This window comes from Streptomyces sp. NPDC001137 (genome assembly GCF_040298885.1).
GTDB lineage: Bacteria > Actinomycetota > Actinomycetes > Streptomycetales > Streptomycetaceae > Streptomyces.
Genome location: NZ_JBEPBA010000011.1, coordinates 108,062 through 123,970 on the forward strand (window position 1 = coordinate 108,062; position 15,909 = coordinate 123,970).

Genomic DNA, 15,909 nt, shown 5'->3' on the forward strand with positions numbered 1-15,909 from the left:
GTGAGTCTGGTGCCGTGGTGGAACGGAAGGGACGGCATGTACGGCTGGATCTGGCGGCATCTGCCGGGAAACGCGTGGGTGAAGGCGCTGATCTCACTCCTGCTGGTCCTGGTCGTGGTCTATGTCCTGTTCCAGTACGTCTTTCCGTGGGCCGAACCGCTGCTGCCCTTCAACGATGTGACGGTGGACAACCAGTGAGTGCGCGGATTCTCGTCGTCGACAACTACGACAGCTTCGTCTTCAACCTGGTGCAGTACCTGTACCAGCTGGGCGCCGAGTGCGAGGTGCTGCGCAACGACGAGGTGTCGACGGCGCATGCCCAGGACGGTTTCGACGGTGTGCTGCTGTCGCCGGGGCCGGGGACGCCGGAGGAGGCGGGCGTCTGCATCGAGATGGTGCGGCACTGCGCGGCGACCGGTGTCCCGGTGTTCGGGGTCTGCCTGGGGATGCAGTCGATGCAGGTGGCGTACGGGGGCGTGGTGGACCGTGCGCCCGAGTTGCTGCACGGCAAGACCTCGCTGGTCGAGCACGAGGGCAGGGGTGTGTTCGCCGGGCTGCCCTCGCCGTTCACGGCGACGCGCTACCACTCGCTGGCCGCGGAGCCGGAGACGGTGCCGGCCGAGCTGGAGGTGACCGCGCGTACGCACGACGGGATCATCATGGGGCTCAGGCACCGTGAACTCCCGGTCGAGGGCGTGCAGTTCCACCCGGAGTCGGTGCTGACCGAGCACGGTCACCGGATGCTGGCCAACTGGCTGGTGGAGTGCGGCGACCAGGGTGCCGTGGCGAGGTCGGCGGGGCTCGCCCCGGTGGTGGGCAGGGCCACGGCGTGACCGCGCTGCGCCCCGAGCGCGAGTCCGCCGCCTCGTACGGTCAGGAGCCGTACGGGGGGTACGCCTCGTACGACGGGTACGAGGCGTCCGGTTCGTTCGAGGCGTCCGGTGCGTTCGAGAGCTCCGGTGGGTTCGAGGCCTCCGCCGGGTTCGACGAGTGGAACGGCGAGCCGGCGGGGCAGCAGGGGCAGCACGGGGGGTATGCGGCGGCTGCCGAGGAGCCGTACGTACCGCCGCTTGTGGAGGAGCCCGAGCCGTATCTCCCGCCCGTGGACGAGGAGACGGTGGCTCTGCGGATACCGGAGCCGCCGTCGGGCGGTTCCATATCGCCCTCTGACGCCTCAACGGCCACGCCTGCCACAGGAACCACTCCGGGAGGACGAGCGGCCCGGAGGAAGGCCGCCAAGCGCCGTCATGGGCGCCATGGGGGCGCCCGCACGGCTTCGGAGGCGGCGGAAGGCGCCGAGGAGACGTCGGCCGACGCGTCCAAGGCTCCGCTTTCGCGCGTGGAGGCACGCCGGCAGGCCCGTGCACGCAAGCCCAGTGCGGGGGTCGTCGCGAGCCGGGCGATCGGTGAGGTGTTCATCACCACCGGTGTGCTGATGCTGCTGTTCGTCACCTACCAGCTGTGGTGGACGAACGTCCGGGCGCATGCGGCGGCGGACAAGGAGACCAGCACCCTGCAGAACGACTGGGCGAGCGGCAAGCGCGCACCGGGCGAGTTCGAGCCGGGCCAGGGTTTCGCGATCCTCCACATCCCCGAGCTGGACGTGGTCGTGCCGATCGCCCAGGGCGTCAGCAACAAGCAGGTGCTCGACAAGGGCATGGTCGGCCACTACAGCGAGGGCAGGCTGAAGACGGCGATGCCCGACGCGAAGACCGGCAACTTCGCGCTCGCCGGCCACCGGAACACGCACGGCGAGCCCTTCCGGTACATCAACAAGCTGAAGAACGGCGACGAGGTCGTCGTCGAGACGCAGGACAAGTACTTCGTGTACAAGGTGACGTCGACGCTGCCGGTGACGTCACCGAGCAATACGAGCGTGATCAGTCCCGTGCCGCCCCAGTCGGGTTTCACCAAGCCGGGCCGGTACATCACGCTGACGACCTGTACTCCGGAGTTCACCAGCAAGTACCGGTTGATCGTCTGGGGCAAGATGGTCGAGGAACGGCCGCGCAGCAAGGGCAAGCCGGATGCGCTCGTCGAGTAGGGGCAGATGAACGTGGCAGCGACCACCGACGACACTCAAGAGGACACGGACGCGCCCGCGGCGCCACCGGCCCGCCGCCGCGGCACGGGCCGTATCGCCGCGGTGGTGAGCGTCTTCGGTGAACTCCTCATCACGGCGGGCCTGGTGCTGGGCCTTTTCGTCGTGTACTCGCTCTGGTGGACGAACGTCATAGCCGACCGGGCAGCGGACAAGCAGGGCGACAAGGTCCGCGACACATGGGCCCACGAGGGCGGGGCCACGGGCCCCGGCGCGCTGGACACCCGGAACGGCATCGGCTTCCTGCATGTCCCCGCCATGAAGAACGGCGAGGTCCTGGTCGAGAAGGGCACGTCGACGAAGGTCCTCAACGACGGCGTGGCCGGCTACTACACGGACCCGGTCAAGGCGACGCTGCCGACCACGGGCAAGAAGGGCAACTTCACGCTGGCCGCCCACCGGGACGGCCACGGCGCGAAGTTCCACAACATCGACAAGCTGAAGGTCGGCGACCCGATCGTCTTCGAGACGAAGGACAAGTGGTACGTCTACAAGGTCTACGACATCCTCGACGAGACCTCGAAGTACAACGTGAAGGTCATCTCCCGGATCCCGAAGGAGTCCGGGAAGAAGAAGGCCGGGCACTACATCACGCTGACCACGTGCACGCCGGTGTACACGAGCCGGTACCGGTACGTGGTGTGGGGGGAGCTGGTGCGGGTGGACAAGGTGGACAGCAGGAGGACGCCGCCGAAGGAACTTCAGTAGCTTCCGGGAGTGACATGCCGTCACTCCCGACATGAGCTGGGCCCCTGCCGGACTTCCCGGCAGGGGCCCATTCGCTGGGGTGGGGGGCGTCAGCCGCTCGTGCCGCCGAAGATGTTGGTGCCTCCGTCGTTCCCGCCGTTGTTGTTGCCGCCTCCGCCGAAGGTCTGCAGGTTGACCGCCGTGCCCTGGTCGACCGTGCTGCCCGGGGACGGGTCCGAGCCGATGACGATGGCGTTGTCGTCCTGGGAGCCGTTGATGTTGCCGACCTGGAGACCCGCCTGCTGAAGGGCGTTCTTGACGTCCTTCAGCTTCTGGCCCTGGATGTTGGGCACCTGGACCTGGTTGTTCTGCTTCTGGCCGACGTTGATCTGCACCGCGGTGTTCTTCTTGACCTGGGTGCCGATCCCCGGGGTGGTCGAGATGACCTTGTTGACCTGGTTGTCGTCGGTGGTCGGCGTGTTGACGCAGTTGCCGTTGAGGCCGACGGCCTGCAGCGCGGATTTGGCCTGGTCGCAGCTCTGGCCGGCGACGTTGGGCACGGGAACCGTCGCCGCAGCCTTGGCCACGGTGAGGGTGATCGTGGTGTCCTTCTCCTTCTCCACGCCGCCCTTCGGGTCCTGGGAGAGGACGAGGCCCGGGGTCTGGTCGGACTCCTGGGTCTTCTGGTCGACCTTGAAGCCCTTGTTCTCGAGCTGGGTCTTCGCCTGGTCGTACTGCAGGCGCGTGACGTCCGGGACAAGCACCTTCGGGGCGCCCGTCGACACCACGAGGTTGACCGCCTCCCCCTTCTTGAGGGTGGCGCCCCTGCCCGGGTCCTGCGAGCAGACATTGCCCTTGCTCTGCTTGTCGCAGGGCTGCTTCTTGACCGTGCCGACCTTGAGGCCGATGTTGGTCAGCTGATTCTCGGCGTCGCTCTGCTTCAGGCTGACGAGGTTGGGCACGTCCACCTTGTCGTTGCCGACGCCCCCGTTCCCGCTGAACGCGTACTTCCCGATCAGGATCGCGCCCACCAGCACCAGGATGCCCGCCACGACCAGCAGGATCGTGGAGGTGTTGGACTTCTTCTGGCGGCGGCGGGAGCGGTCGTCGTAGCCGTAGCCGCCGTCGTCCGGGTTCATCGGGGGCAGCATCGACGTGGCGCCGGCGTCCGTGGCGCGCAGGGCCGTGGTCGGCTGGTCGTCGGGGTAGCCGCCGTAGCCGACCGAGCCCATGGCCGCGGTGGCCGCGACGGGCTGGCCGTCGAGGCAGGCCTCGATGTCGGCGCGCATCTCGTCGGCGGACTGGTAGCGGTAGTTCGGGTCCTTGACCAGGGCCCTCAGGACGATGGCGTCCATTTCGGGCGTGATCTCGGGGTCGAAGACGGAAGGCGGCTGGGCTTCCTCACGTACGTGCTGGTACGCGACGGCGACCGGGGAGTCGCCGACGAACGGGGGACGTACCGTCAGCAGCTCGTAGAGCAGACAGCCCGTCGAGTACAGGTCGGAGCGGGCGTCGACCTGCTCGCCCTTCGCCTGCTCCGGCGAGAGGTACTGCGCGGTGCCGATGACGGCGGCCGTCTGCGTCATCGTCATGCCGGAGTCGCCCATGGCGCGGGCGATGCCGAAGTCCATGACCTTGACCTGGCCGTTGCGCGTCAGCATGACGTTGGCCGGCTTGATGTCGCGGTGGACGATGCCGTTGCGGTGGGCGTACTCCAGGCCCTGGAGGATGCCGATGGTCATCTCCATAGCGCGCTCGGGCAGGAGCTTGCGGCCGGAGTGGAGGAGTTCGCGGAGCGTGGAGCCGTCCACGTACTCCATCACGATGTACGGGATCGAGACCCCGTCGATGTAGTCCTCGCCCGTGTCGTAGACCGCGACGATCGCGGGATGGTTGAGCGAGGCGGCCGACTGGGCCTCCCGGCGGAACCGGGCCTGGAAGGAAGGGTCGCGTGCGAGGTCCGCGCGCAGTGTCTTCACCGCCACCTGGCGCCCGAGGCGGGTGTCATGCGCGAGGTAGACCTCCGCCATGCCACCACGACCGAGCACCTGGCCCAGTTCGTACCGGCCGCCGAGGCGACGCGGCTCTTCCATAGCTCCTACCAGCCCTCTCCGTCGGTCCCGGCTCACACGTGTGTGCGGCCGGAGGCTGCCGTCCGGGCCTACCGTACCCGGCTAGCTTTGTGTGACCTGGCTAAGTGCGTCACCCGATACAGGACCGGTATCGCAACGTGCACCGATGTGAAGGGGACGTGAGCGGGGTCACTTCTTGGAGTTGATGACCGCCTCCATCACGCTCTTCGCGATCGGGGCGGCGAGGCCGCCACCGGAGATGTCGTCACGGTTGGCGTTCTCGTCCTCGATGACGACGGCCACGGCGACCGGCGAGCTGCCGTCGGACAGCTTGGCGTAGGAGATGAACCAGGCGTAGGGGTTCGCGCTGTTGGCGACGCCGTGCTGGGCGGTACCGGTCTTGCCGCCGACGGTGACACCGCCGCCGATCTGTGCCTTCTGGCCGGTGCCGTCCTTGACGACGGTCTCCATCATCGTCTGCAGGATCTGCGCGTTCTTCGCCGACAGGGGCTGGCTGAGCTCCTGCGGGTCGGTCTGCTCGATGGTGTCGAGGTTGGACGACTGCAGCTTGTCGACCATGTACGGCTTCATCAGCTTGCCGTTGTTGGCGACGGCGGAGGCGACCATGGCCATCTGCAGGGGGGTCGCGGCGGTGTTGTACTGGCCGATCGAGGACAGCGCGGTCTGCGAGGGGTTCATGTTGTCGGAGAACACCGAGGCGCTGGAGCGGACCGGGGTGAACTGTTCGGAGTCGAAGCCGAACTTCTTCGCCTCGGCGAGCATCTTGTCGTTGCCGAGGTCGGAGCCGATCTTGCCGAACACCGTGTTGCAGGACACCCGCAGGGCGACCCGCATCGTGGCGTTCTTGCAGGGGATGTTGCCCTCGTTCTTCAGCTCGGTCGTCGTGCCCTTCATGATGTACGGCAGCGGCGAGTCGGTGGGCTGGTCGGCGGAGGTGTACAGGCCGTTCTCCAGCGCGGCCGCGGCCGTGACCACCTTGAAGGTGGAGCCCGGCGGGTAGGTCTCGCGCAGCGCCCGGTTGAGCATCGGGTCGGCCTTGTTGTTCTTCTTCTGCAGCGCGATCCAGTTCTTGGAGTCCGTCGACGTGGAGTTCCCCGCGAACGACGAGGGGTCGTACGACGGGTAGGAGGCCAGCGCCAGGATCTTGCCGGTGGACGGGTCGAGCGCGGCGACCGCGCCCTTGCCGCCCTGGGACTTCAGCCCGTTGTACGCGGCCTTCTGCGCGGCGGCGTTGAGGGTCGTGACGACGTTGCCGCCCGCCTTCTCCTTGCCGGTGATCATGTCGAGGGTGTTGCGGAAGAAGAGCCGGTCGTCGGTGCCGGAGAGGATGCCGTCGTCGATGCTCTCCAGCTGGGTGGCGCCGAAGGCCTGCGAGGCGAACCCGGTGACCGGCGCCCACATGGGGCCGTTCTTGTAGGTGCGCTTGTACTTCAGGTCGTTGAGGCCGCTCGTGCTGGTCGTGGTGGACCCGGTGATGGGGTCGCCGTCGACGATGATGTCGCCGCGCGGGGTGGAGTAGCGGGCGATGGTGACACGGCGGTTCAGCTTGTCGTTCTTGAGGCTGTCGGCCTTGACGTACTGGAGCCAGTTGTCGCGGACGAGCAGGGCGAGGACGAGCAGGCCGCAGAAGATCGCGATCCGGCGCAGGGGCTTGTTCATGACGGGCGGACCACCTGGGTCATCTCGGCGTCGGGGTTGCCGGCGGGCGCGGGCGCCGGGCGGCGGGCGGTGTCGCTGATTCTGATCAGGATGCCGATCAGGGCCCAGTTGGCGATGACGGAGGAACCTCCGTACGCCAGGAACGGCATCGTCATACCGGTCAGCGGGATCAGCCCCATCACACCGCCCGCGACAACGAAGACCTGGAGGGCGAAGGCGCCGGAGAGGCCGACGGCGAGCAGCTTGCCGAAGGGGTCCCGGGCGGCGAGGGCGGTGCGGATACCGCGTTCCACGATCAGGCCGTAGACCAGCAGGATCGCCATGAGGCCGGCCAGGCCCAGCTCCTCGCCGAAGGTGGCGAGGATGAAGTCGGAGTTCGCGGCGAAGCGGATGAGCTCGGAGTGCCCCTGGCCCCAGCCGGTGCCGAGGGTGCCGCCCGAGCCGAAGGCCCACAGGGCCTGCTGCAACTGGTCGGAGTGGACTCCGGTGACGCCCGGCGTACGGCTGAGCTTGTACTCGTGCATCGGGTTGAGCCAGGCCTGGACACGGGTCTGGACGTGCGGCTCGAAGCTGGCCACGCCCACGGCACCGGCCGCCGACATCAGCAGACCGAAGACGATCCAGCTGGTCCGCTCGGTGGCGACGTACAGCATGATGACGAACATTCCGAAGAACAGCAGCGACGTACCGAGGTCGGTCTCGAACACCAGGATGAGGATCGAGATCATCCAGACGACCATGATCGGGCCGAGGTCGCGGCCGCGCGGCAGGTACAGGCCCATGAAGCGGCGGCTGGCGAGGGCGAGCGCGTCCCGTTTCACCATCAGGTAGCCGGCGAAGAAGATGGCCAGCACGATCTTGGCGAACTCACCGGGCTGGATGGTGAAGCTGCCGACCTTGATCCAGATCTTGGCGCCGTAGGTGAGGTCCGCGCCGAGGCCCGGCACCAGCGGGAGCAGCAGCAGGACCAGCGCGCCCGCCATGGAGATGTACGTGTACCGCTGCAGGACGCGGTGGTCCTTGAGGAAGATCAGCGCGACGACGAACAGGGCGATGCCCAGCGCGGTGTAGATCAGCTGGTTGGTCGCCTTGCCGCCGGCGACTCCGATGGACTGCAGCAGCTTGGACTGGTCGAGGCGCCAGATGGCGACGAGGCCGAGCCCGTTGAGGAGCGTGGCCAGGGGCAGCAGCAGCGGGTCCGCGTACGGGGCGAACTTCCGTACGGCGAGATGGGCGACACCGGCCAGCAGACCGAGGCCCAGGCCGTAGCCGAGCAGACCGGTCGGCACCTTGTCGTCGATGGCCAGGCCCACGTTGGCGTAGGCGAAGACCGGGATGAGGACGGCGAACAGCAGGAGCCCGAGCTCGGTGTTGCGCCGACTCGGTGCGCCGATCGCGCCGATCGTGGACGTATGGTGCGTCGGTGTGTTGGTAGTACTGCTCATCGTGTGACAGGGCCTCTCACGGCTTGCCTACTGCTTACCGCACAGCGAGACGACCTTCTGCTCATCCTCCGAGAGAGTGGGGCCGGGGCTGGGGGTGGGTGCGGTCGCTGATGTGGACGGGGTCGGTGAGGTCGAGGGGCTCGGTGATGCCTTGGACGTGAGGGAGGTCTTGGTGGTTCCCGTGGTGCCGCCCGCCTGGCCCGTGCCGGTCTTCGAGTTGTTCTTGCTCTCGGCCGCCTGACGCTCGGACTCCTTCTTGCAGGCGGAAGCCTGCACGGAAAGCGCGTCGATCTTCGACTGGGCGCCGGTCAGGCTGCCTTCGGCGATCGTGGCCTTCACCTGCTTCTGCTGGTACGGAGGCAGGTACTTGAGTTCGATCTCGGGGTGGTCCTTCTCCACCTTGGAGAGGGAGACCCAGGCCAGATCCTGGCTGATGCCCCGGTACAGCGCGACGTGCTCGTCCTTGGTGCCGACGTAGTACTGGGTCTGGGTCCAGCGCCAGCCGCCGTAGAGGCCACCGCCGATCACGGCGAGGGCGAGCACCGTGTAGAAGGATCTCTTCGCCCACTTGCGGCCCCTGCGGGGTTTGACGAAGTCGTCGTCGGTGTAGTCGCCGAAGCTGCCCGCGGGAATGTAACCGGTGGTGTCGCCGGAGCCGGGCGGGCCGAACTCGCCGCCGCCCTGCCCGTGGCCCTGACGGCCGAGGCCGGAGGCGCGGCCCGCCGGGGTCTCCATGAAGCCGGGGTCGTGCAGGTGGTTCTGGTTCTCGGCGACCGCGCCGACCACGACCGGGGTGTCGGAGAGCTGCCCGGCGAGGGTGTCCCCGGTGTCCAGGTCCAGTACGTCGGCGACGATGACGGTGATGTTGTCGGGGCCGCCGCCGCGCAGCGCGAGCTGGATCAGCTCCTGCACGGTCTCCTGCGGGCCCTGGTAGCTGGCGAGGGTGTCCTCGAGCGTCTGGTGGGAGACCACGCCGGACAGGCCGTCGGAGCAGATCAGGTAGCGGTCGCCGGCGCGGACCTCACGGATGGAGAGATCGGGCTCGACGTGCTCGCCGCTGCCCAACGCCCGCATCAGCAGGGAGCGTTGGGGATGGGTGGTGGCCTCTTCCTCGGTGATGCGGCCCTCGTCGACCAGGCGCTGCACCCAGGTGTGGTCCTGGGTGATCTGGGTGAGGACGCCGTCACGCAGCAGATAGGCGCGTGAGTCGCCGACGTGGACGAGCCCGAGGCGCTGGCCGGTCCACAGCAGGGCGGTGAGCGTGGTGCCCATGCCCTCGAGCTGGGGATCCTCCTCGACCATGGAGCGCAGCTGGTCGTTGGCGCGCTGCACGGCGGTGCCGAGGGAGGTGAGGATGTCGGAGCCCGGCACGTCGTCGTCGAGGGCGACGATGGTGGAGATGGCCTCGGAGGAGGCGACCTCACCGGCGGCGGCGCCGCCCATGCCGTCGGCGATCGCGAGCAGGCGCGGACCGGCGTATCCGGAGTCCTCGTTGCCCTCGCGGATCATGCCTTTGTGCGATCCGGCGGCAAAGCGCAGTGACAGACTCATGCGCACCTCGCCCGTCGGCTCCGGGTACATCCGCACGGTGCCCACCCTCCGGTCGGGAGCGCGCCGGTGCCCGTGGTGGGGGCCGCCGCTGCGTGCTCGCTCCGCTCGCTCATTGTCGTACTACTTCCGCAGCTCGATGACTGTCTTGCCGATGCGGATCGGCGCGCCCAGCGGAATCGGCGTGGGGGTCGTCAGCCGACTCCGGTCGAGGTATGTGCCGTTGGTGGAGCCCAGGTCCTCGACGATCCACTGGCCGTCGCGGTCCGGATAGATCCTGGCATGGCGGCTGGAGGCGTAGTCGTCGTCCAGCACGATCGTGCTGTCGTGCGCCCGGCCCAGGGTGATGGTCTGGCCCTGGAGCGCGACAGTCGTGCCGGTGAGGGTGCCCTCGGACACGACGAGTTTGGTGGGGGCGTTGCGGCGCTGGCGGCCGCCGGCCTGCTGACGCTGCTGCGGGGGCGCGGCCTGCTGGCGGGCGGCCTGCTGTGGCCGTGCGGCCTCGCGCCTGGACCCGCGCTGGGTGACGCGCGTACCGAACAGGTCGCTGCGGATGACCTGCACGGCCACGATCACGAACAGCCACAGAACGGCCAGGAAACCCAGCCGCATGACCGTGAGGGTCAGCTCTGACATTGCCCCCGCTTCACCCTTCGGCTTGCCGGTAAATGATGGTGGTGCTGCCCACGACGATCCGCGAGCCGTCGCGGAGCGTAGCGCGGGTGGTGTGCTGCCCGTCCACCACGATGCCGTTGGTGGACCCGAGATCCTGGATCGTCGAGGGCGTTCCGGTCCGGATCTCACAGTGCCGGCGGGAGACGCCGGGGTCGTCGATCCGCACGTCGGCTTCGGTGCTGCGGCCCAGCACCAGCGTCGGGCGGGAGATCTGATGGCGGGTGCCGTTGATCTCGATCCAGTGGCGGGTGCGGGAGCCGGGCTGGGGTGCGCCGACCGGGCCGCCCGCGCCGGGACGCTGGCCGTAGGGCGCGGCGCCGGGCGGCGGCGCGACAGGCATCGGCGGGGCGCCCGCGGGTGCGGCGGCCGGCGGGTAGCCGTACCCACCGCCGGGGCGGCCCGCGGACCCCGCCGGCGGAGCGGCCGGCCCGGGAGCCTGCTGGCTGCTGGAGGAGGCGAGCGTACGGCTGCGCACCCGGTACAGACCGGTGTCGAGGTCGTCCGCCTTCTCCAGGTGCACCTTGATGGGGCCCATGAAGGTGTAGCGCTGCTGCTTGGCGTAGTCGCGCACCATGCCGGCGAGCTCGTCGCCGAGCTGTCCGGAGTAGGGGCTGAGCCGCTCGAAGTCCGGCGTGCTCAGCTCCACGATGAAGTCGTTGGGGACGACCGTGCGGTCGCGGTTCCAGATGGTGGCGTTGTTGTCGCACTCACGCTGGAGCGCTCCGGCGATCTCCACGGGCTGGACCTCGGACTTGAACACCTTGGCAAAGGTGCCGTTGACCAGACCTTCGAGACGCTGCTCGAACTTCTTCAGGACTCCCATGAGGCACCTCCTCCGATGTCGCTTCCGTCCAGTGTCCCGGCTGGCGGGCGCTGCCTTGCCTGATACTCCTGATACTGCTTACTGATCGTATCCACGCGCGGGTGAATCAGCTGGTTCCCCCTGTCGGCCCTGTCGACGGGTGTCGACGCCGCACGAAGTTCCCTCCGGAGGTTCCCTCCGAAGCTGCCCTTCGAACTCCTCCCACGCACTCCTTCTGCCCAGGATCGTAGAGGCGGCCGCAGACAAGTGTCCCGCACCTGGCTGGGGACCCTGCCCGGCTCCAGGGGAGACGGGCAGGACCGGTACGAGGTTGATACGTGAACCGGTACGTGCTGATACGGAGCGGAGGGCTTCCGGGACGGCTCGTCCGCGTGCCGCGGGTCGTGCCGCGGGAGGAGCGTGGGGCGGCCGGTCGACGGCCGCACGGCACGTCCGTGCTGGTGGGCGGCTGCGCAGGGATAAGGGATGTGAACCCACCCCTGCCAGCGTGCTAATGTTCTGGGTGTCGGAAGGCGCCAGCCCAAAGGGCCGGAGCCGGAGGACACACCCAATGCGCGGGTGGCGGAATAGGCAGACGCGCTGGATTCAGGTTCCAGTGCCCGCAAGGGCGTGGGGGTTCAACTCCCCCCTCGCGCACCAGACCAGCCGAAAGCCCCAGGTCTTTGACCTGGGGCTTTCGCGTTGTCCGGGGTGGTGTGAGGCGCGTTACCCGGTGAGGACAATCACATGCCCCGCAGATCCGGTCCCGGGCAGCGTTTTCCACAGCCCGAAGTTGTCCACAGGCTCTGACGCGCTTCGCCCACCGGCTGTACGGTCGGCGCAAGTTGATGTTCGCGGACATGCGGGGGAGGCGGTCGGTGTGACCGGAACCGGAGAGACAGCAGCGGACTCGGGCGGGCGGCGGCTTCCGCGGGTGCGGGGCTTCGCCGAATGGCCCGCGGAGGGCTCCCCCAAGGACGAGGGCAAGGCACTGCGCAAACGCGTGCCGCGCAGTGCGCACTCCGCACTCGACCTCGACGCCTCCCGCCCGCACGCGGCCGACGCGGTCGAGGAGTCCCACCGGGGCCGCATCGCCGAACTCACCCCGATACGCGCGGGCCGGATGGCGGCCACCCCCTTCGCCTTCCTGCGCGGCTCCGCCGGCCTCATGGCCTACGACCTGGCGCGCACCCCCATGACCCGAATACGCGCGCAGATCTGCGGCGACGCACATGCCGCCAACTTCGGCCTCTACGGGGATGCGCGCGGCGGCCTGGTCATCGACCTCAACGACTTCGACGAAACCGTCCACGGCCCCTGGGAGTGGGACCTCAAGCGGCTGGCCGCCTCCCTCGTGCTCGCGGGCCGGGAGGCCGGCGCCGACGAGGACCAGTGCCGCAAGGCGGCCTACGACGCCACCGGCGCCTACCGCCGCACCATGCGGCTGCTCGCCAAGCTGCCGGTGCTGGACGCGTGGAACGCCATCGCGGACGAGGAACTCGTCTCCCACACCGACGCCCACGACCTGCTCGGGACGCTGGAGCGGGTCTCCGAGAAGGCGCGGGCCAACACGAGCGGACGCTTCGCGGCGAAGTCGACCGAGCAGACCGAGGACGGCGGGCGGCGCTTCGTGGAGGCACTGCCGGTGCTGCGGCGGGTCCCGGACGCGGAGGCCGCGGCGGTGGCGGCGGCCCTCGAGCAGTACGTGACGACGCTCTCCGAGGACCGGCTCCCGCTGCTGGCCCGCCACGCGGTGCACGACGTCGCCTTCCGGGTCGTCGGCACGGGCAGCGTCGGCACCCGCTCGTATGTCGTGCTGCTCCTGGACCACCGGGGGGAGCCGCTCGTCCTCCAGGTGAAGGAGGCCCGCCCCTCGGCGCTGGTGCCGCACCTGGTGACCGCGGGCTTCGAGGCGCCGCAGGTGGAGCACGAGGGCCGCCGGGTTGTTCTCGGGCAGAAGCGCATGCAGGTGGTCAGCGACATCCTGCTGGGCTGGACGTCGGTGGAGGGACGGCCCTTCCAGGTACGGCAGTTCCGCAACCGTAAGGGCAGCGTCGACCCCGCGGCGCTGGCCGCCGACCAGATAGACGACTACGGCCGCATGACCGGCGCGCTCCTGGCCCGCGCGCACTCCCACAGCGCCGACCCGCGGCTGATCGCCGGGTACTGCGGCAAGAGCGAGGAACTGGACGAGGCGATCGCCGACTTCGGCGTCGCCTACGCCGACCGCACGGAGGCCGACCACGCCGATCTGGTGGCGGCGGTGCGGGCGGGGCGGGTTGCGGCTGAGATGGGGGTTTGACGGGAGGGCGCGAAGAGGGGGGCGGGGAGGGAGGGGGAGGGGGAGGGGAGGCCCCCCGAAGGCGATGACTGTGCCTCGGAGTGTCCGCCCCGCCCGTGGCCTACGCTGGTCGGGTGACGAGCCCGGAAGCTGAGCAGGGTGGTGTCGCCGGCGAGGCGCAGGCGACACCCCAGGACGGTGCGCCGCGTCCCGAGGAGCGGCTGGAGCGGGCCGTGCGGGCCGCCGAGCAGGCGCTGATCGAGTACGAGATCGCTGTGGAGACCTTCCGTGTGGAGGTCGAGAACTTCTCCCGGCTGCACCACCAGAAGCTCGGCCCGATGTACGCCCGCCTCGACGAACTGGACGCGCAGATCGCCGAGGCCCGGGCCGCCCGCACCGGTGACCCCGAGGACCGGCGCAAGGCGGACGAGGCCCGGGCCCGGGTGCTGCCGATGCCGGGCGTCGAGGAGCTGTTCCACGGCTGGATGGACGGGGAGGGGCTCTTCCCGGAGGCCGTGGCGATGCTCACGGACCAGCCCGTGCGGCCGCCGCAGCGGGTTCGCCCGAGCGACGAGGCCCGCAAGCTCTACCGCGAACTGGCGCGCAAGGCCCATCCCGACCTGGCCCAGGACGACACCGAGCGGGCCCGGCGGGAGGAGTTCATCACCCGCGTCAATGCCGCCTACGCCCGTGGCGACGAGCTGCTGCTGCGGGAGCTGGCCGAGGAGTGGGCCAAGGGTCCGGCGCCCCAGGAGCGCGGTCCGAGCCGCAGCGAGGAGCTCTACGCCCGTCTCGAATGGCTCGCCCAGCGCAAGGAGCTGCTCACGCTGGTCGCCAAGGAACTGGAGGAGAGCGCGATCGGCGCGATGCTCCGGCTGGCACCGGACGACCCCGACCGGCTCCTGGAGGAGATCGCCGAGAAGCTCCTGGCCGATGTCTCCCGGCGCGAGGCGGAGCTGGCCGAGCTGCTGGCGTAGTCCCCCGGCTCGGGCGGCGGGTTCCGTGTCCGGCCGCGTCGGGTAGCGTCTTGTGCATGCATTTCGGAGCTGGTGTGCCCACGGTCGAGGTCTCGGACCTCAAGGACGGCGACTTCCTGCTGGACGTCCGCGAGGACGACGAGTGGCAGGCGGGTCACGCCGAAGGGGCCCTGCACATTCCCATCAGTGATTTCGTCGCCCGGTACGGCGAGCTGACCGAGGCCGCGCCGCAGGACGGCCGCGTCAACGTGATCTGCCGTTCGGGCGGCCGCTCGGCGCAGGTGGCGATGTACCTCGTGCAGCAGGGCATCGACGCCGTGAACGTCGACGGTGGCATGCAGGTGTGGGCGGCCGCGGGCCGCCCGGTCGTGACGGACGAGGGTCAGCCCGGGTTCGTCCTGTAGCGCGCGGTGGCCGGGGCGGTCAGCCCAGCGGGTGGGCCGCCAGCAGGTCGCCGAGGGCCTCCTCGTGTGCTGCCGGCGGGCCGAGCTGCAGCTCCAGGTGCTTGGCCCAGGCGTGGTAGCGGTGCAGCGGGTATTCGACGTCGGCTCCGAACCCGCCGTGCAGATGCTGTGCCGTCTGCACGACCCGCCGTACGCCTTCCGACGCCCAGATCTTGGCGACGGCGACGTCACCGGAGGCGGGCAGTACGCCGGGTGCCCCCGAGGCGATCCGCCACGCGGCCTGCCACAGCGTGGCCTCCATTGCGCGCAGGTCGATGTACCGGTCGGCGGCCTGTACGGCGACGGCCTGGAAGGTGGCGACGGGGTGTCCGAACTGCTCCCGTTTGCCGGTGTATTCGCTGGTCATCGAGAGGACCCGTTCGCCGAGGCCGAGGGCCAGCGCGCAGGTGCCGGTGGTCAGCAGTTCGCGCAGCCACTCCCATGCGCCGTCGGCGTCGATGACGTCATGGGCGGGGATCCGTGCGGACTCCAGACGCAGTTCGCCGAGGCGCTCGCCGGTGGTGGAGACCTGCTCGCCGAGCCCGACGCCCGGGTGGATGCGGGGGATCACGGCGAGGAGGGTGCGGTCGGCGGTCGTATGGGCGGGTACGACGAGGAAGTCGGCGGTGTGCGCCCACGGCACGGCGGTCTGCACGCCGTCCAGGATCCACTGCTCGCCCTCCTGCCGTGCGGTGACGGCGAGTTCGGCCGGGTCGTGCCCGGTGCGGCCGTTCGCGGCGACGGTCAGCACCGCCTCGCCGCGCCCCGCGCGGGTGAGCAGCGACGACTTCAACTCCTCGCCGCCGTATGCCTGTACGGCTGCTGCGGCCGCGCTGGTCTCCAGCAGGGGAACGCGCGCCAGTACCCTGGCCGACTCCCGCAGCACCAGGCAGAGCGCGATGGCGTCCAGGCCGGCACCGCCGTACTCCGCGCCCAGCAGCAGGCTCAGCAGGTCTGCCTCGGCGAGCCTGGTCCACAGCGCGCGGTCGAAGTCGTCGGCGACGGCGCCGGGGAGGAGTGAGGGGCTGGGCACCGTGTCCGGCTGGACCCCGGCGAACACGCCCTGCGCCGCCTGGGCCGCCGCCTGCTGTTCCTCGGTGAAGGTGAAGTCCACGGTCCTGTCCCTCCGGAGGGTCCGCTGATCTGACGGACCGTCAAGATAGAACAGGTTCTAGAAGAAGGGAACGGTGCGCCGACT

Annotated in this window: 14 protein-coding genes and 1 tRNA gene; 8 read left to right on the forward strand and 7 right to left on the reverse strand. The window is 69.5% G+C overall.

The features are described 5' to 3' along the window. Genes ABT254_RS23135 through ABT254_RS23150 form a run of 4 tightly spaced genes read left to right on the forward strand, consistent with a single transcriptional unit; the run spans position 1 to position 2,809 of the window. Entirely contained in the window at positions 1–198 is a 198-nt protein-coding gene (locus ABT254_RS23135) for a hypothetical protein (protein WP_351473119.1), read from the forward strand. Continuing rightward, positions 195–833: an aminodeoxychorismate/anthranilate synthase component II gene (locus tag ABT254_RS23140; RefSeq protein ID WP_030939022.1), complete on the forward strand. Its 639-nt coding sequence runs from the start codon at positions 195–197 to the stop codon at positions 831–833. The genes ABT254_RS23135 and ABT254_RS23140 overlap by 4 nt, the downstream gene beginning before the upstream one ends. Further along, positions 830–2,044: a class E sortase gene (locus ABT254_RS23145; RefSeq protein WP_351473122.1), complete on the forward strand. Its 1,215-nt coding sequence runs from the start codon at positions 830–832 to the stop codon at positions 2,042–2,044. The genes ABT254_RS23140 and ABT254_RS23145 overlap by 4 nt, the downstream gene beginning before the upstream one ends. A 6-nt stretch (positions 2,045–2,050) precedes the next feature. Beyond that, positions 2,051–2,809, forward strand: coding sequence for a class E sortase (locus ABT254_RS23150; RefSeq protein WP_351473125.1), 759 nt, complete (start codon positions 2,051–2,053; stop codon positions 2,807–2,809). Between the two features lie 89 nt (positions 2,810–2,898). Here ABT254_RS23150 and pknB read toward each other — a convergent pair whose 3' ends face one another. From pknB to ABT254_RS23180, 6 genes are all read right to left on the reverse strand, one after another. Beyond that, positions 2,899–4,881: a Stk1 family PASTA domain-containing Ser/Thr kinase gene (gene pknB, locus ABT254_RS23155; RefSeq protein ID WP_351473128.1), complete on the reverse strand. Its 1,983-nt coding sequence runs from the start codon at positions 4,879–4,881 to the stop codon at positions 2,899–2,901. A gap of 168 nt (positions 4,882–5,049) precedes the next feature. After that, the gene (locus ABT254_RS23160; RefSeq protein ID WP_351473131.1) at positions 5,050–6,540 is read right to left on the reverse strand and encodes a penicillin-binding transpeptidase domain-containing protein; all 1,491 of its coding nucleotides are present in this window, start codon (positions 6,538–6,540) and stop codon (positions 5,050–5,052) included. Then, positions 6,537–7,985 carry an FtsW/RodA/SpoVE family cell cycle protein gene (locus ABT254_RS23165; protein WP_351473134.1) on the reverse strand — a complete coding sequence of 483 codons (1,449 nt, stop codon included), beginning with the start codon at positions 7,983–7,985 and terminating at the stop codon, positions 6,537–6,539. The genes ABT254_RS23160 and ABT254_RS23165 overlap by 4 nt, the downstream gene beginning before the upstream one ends. A gap of 27 nt (positions 7,986–8,012) precedes the next feature. Then, on the reverse strand, positions 8,013–9,566 hold the full coding sequence (locus ABT254_RS23170; protein WP_351473550.1) for a Stp1/IreP family PP2C-type Ser/Thr phosphatase: 1,554 nt from the start codon (positions 9,564–9,566) through the stop codon (positions 8,013–8,015). 90 nt (positions 9,567–9,656) lie between these two features. After that, entirely contained in the window at positions 9,657–10,169 is a 513-nt protein-coding gene (locus tag ABT254_RS23175) for an FHA domain-containing protein FhaB/FipA (protein WP_351473137.1), read from the reverse strand. Between the two features lie 10 nt (positions 10,170–10,179). Then, positions 10,180–11,031: an FHA domain-containing protein gene (locus tag ABT254_RS23180; protein ID WP_351473140.1), complete on the reverse strand. Its 852-nt coding sequence runs from the start codon at positions 11,029–11,031 to the stop codon at positions 10,180–10,182. Between the two features lie 552 nt (positions 11,032–11,583). Between ABT254_RS23180 and ABT254_RS23185 the strand changes: the two genes are divergently transcribed. From ABT254_RS23185 to ABT254_RS23200, 4 genes are all read left to right on the forward strand, one after another. Then, a tRNA-Leu gene (locus ABT254_RS23185) sits at positions 11,584–11,670 on the forward strand. Between the two features lie 220 nt (positions 11,671–11,890). Next, positions 11,891–13,312, forward strand: coding sequence for a DUF2252 domain-containing protein (locus ABT254_RS23190; RefSeq protein ID WP_351473143.1), 1,422 nt, complete (start codon positions 11,891–11,893; stop codon positions 13,310–13,312). Positions 13,313–13,425: 113 nt separating this feature from the next. Further along, positions 13,426–14,268, forward strand: coding sequence for a J domain-containing protein (locus tag ABT254_RS23195; protein WP_351473146.1), 843 nt, complete (start codon positions 13,426–13,428; stop codon positions 14,266–14,268). A gap of 74 nt (positions 14,269–14,342) precedes the next feature. Next, entirely contained in the window at positions 14,343–14,672 is a 330-nt protein-coding gene (locus ABT254_RS23200) for a rhodanese-like domain-containing protein (RefSeq protein WP_115907038.1), read from the forward strand. A gap of 19 nt (positions 14,673–14,691) precedes the next feature. Here ABT254_RS23200 and ABT254_RS23205 read toward each other — a convergent pair whose 3' ends face one another. After that, positions 14,692–15,825, reverse strand: coding sequence for an acyl-CoA dehydrogenase family protein (locus ABT254_RS23205; protein WP_351473149.1), 1,134 nt, complete (start codon positions 15,823–15,825; stop codon positions 14,692–14,694). Between the last annotated feature and the right edge of the window lie 84 nt (positions 15,826–15,909).

Excerpts from the sequence above, each read along its gene's own strand:
- ABT254_RS23170 (WP_351473550.1), bottom strand. The coding sequence starts at position 9,566 with ATGTACCCGGAGCCGACGGGCGAGGTGCGCATGAGTCTGTCACTGCGC.
- ABT254_RS23180 (WP_351473140.1), bottom strand. The coding sequence starts at position 11,031 with ATGGGAGTCCTGAAGAAGTTCGAGCAGCGTCTCGAAGGTCTGGTCAAC.
- ABT254_RS23160 (WP_351473131.1), bottom strand. The coding sequence starts at position 6,540 with ATGAACAAGCCCCTGCGCCGGATCGCGATCTTCTGCGGCCTGCTCGTC.
- ABT254_RS23165 (WP_351473134.1), bottom strand. The coding sequence starts at position 7,985 with ATGAGCAGTACTACCAACACACCGACGCACCATACGTCCACGATCGGC.
- ABT254_RS23175 (WP_351473137.1), bottom strand. The coding sequence starts at position 10,169 with ATGTCAGAGCTGACCCTCACGGTCATGCGGCTGGGTTTCCTGGCCGTT.
- pknB (WP_351473128.1), bottom strand. The coding sequence starts at position 4,881 with ATGGAAGAGCCGCGTCGCCTCGGCGGCCGGTACGAACTGGGCCAGGTG.
- ABT254_RS23150 (WP_351473125.1), top strand. The coding sequence starts at position 2,051 with ATGAACGTGGCAGCGACCACCGACGACACTCAAGAGGACACGGACGCG.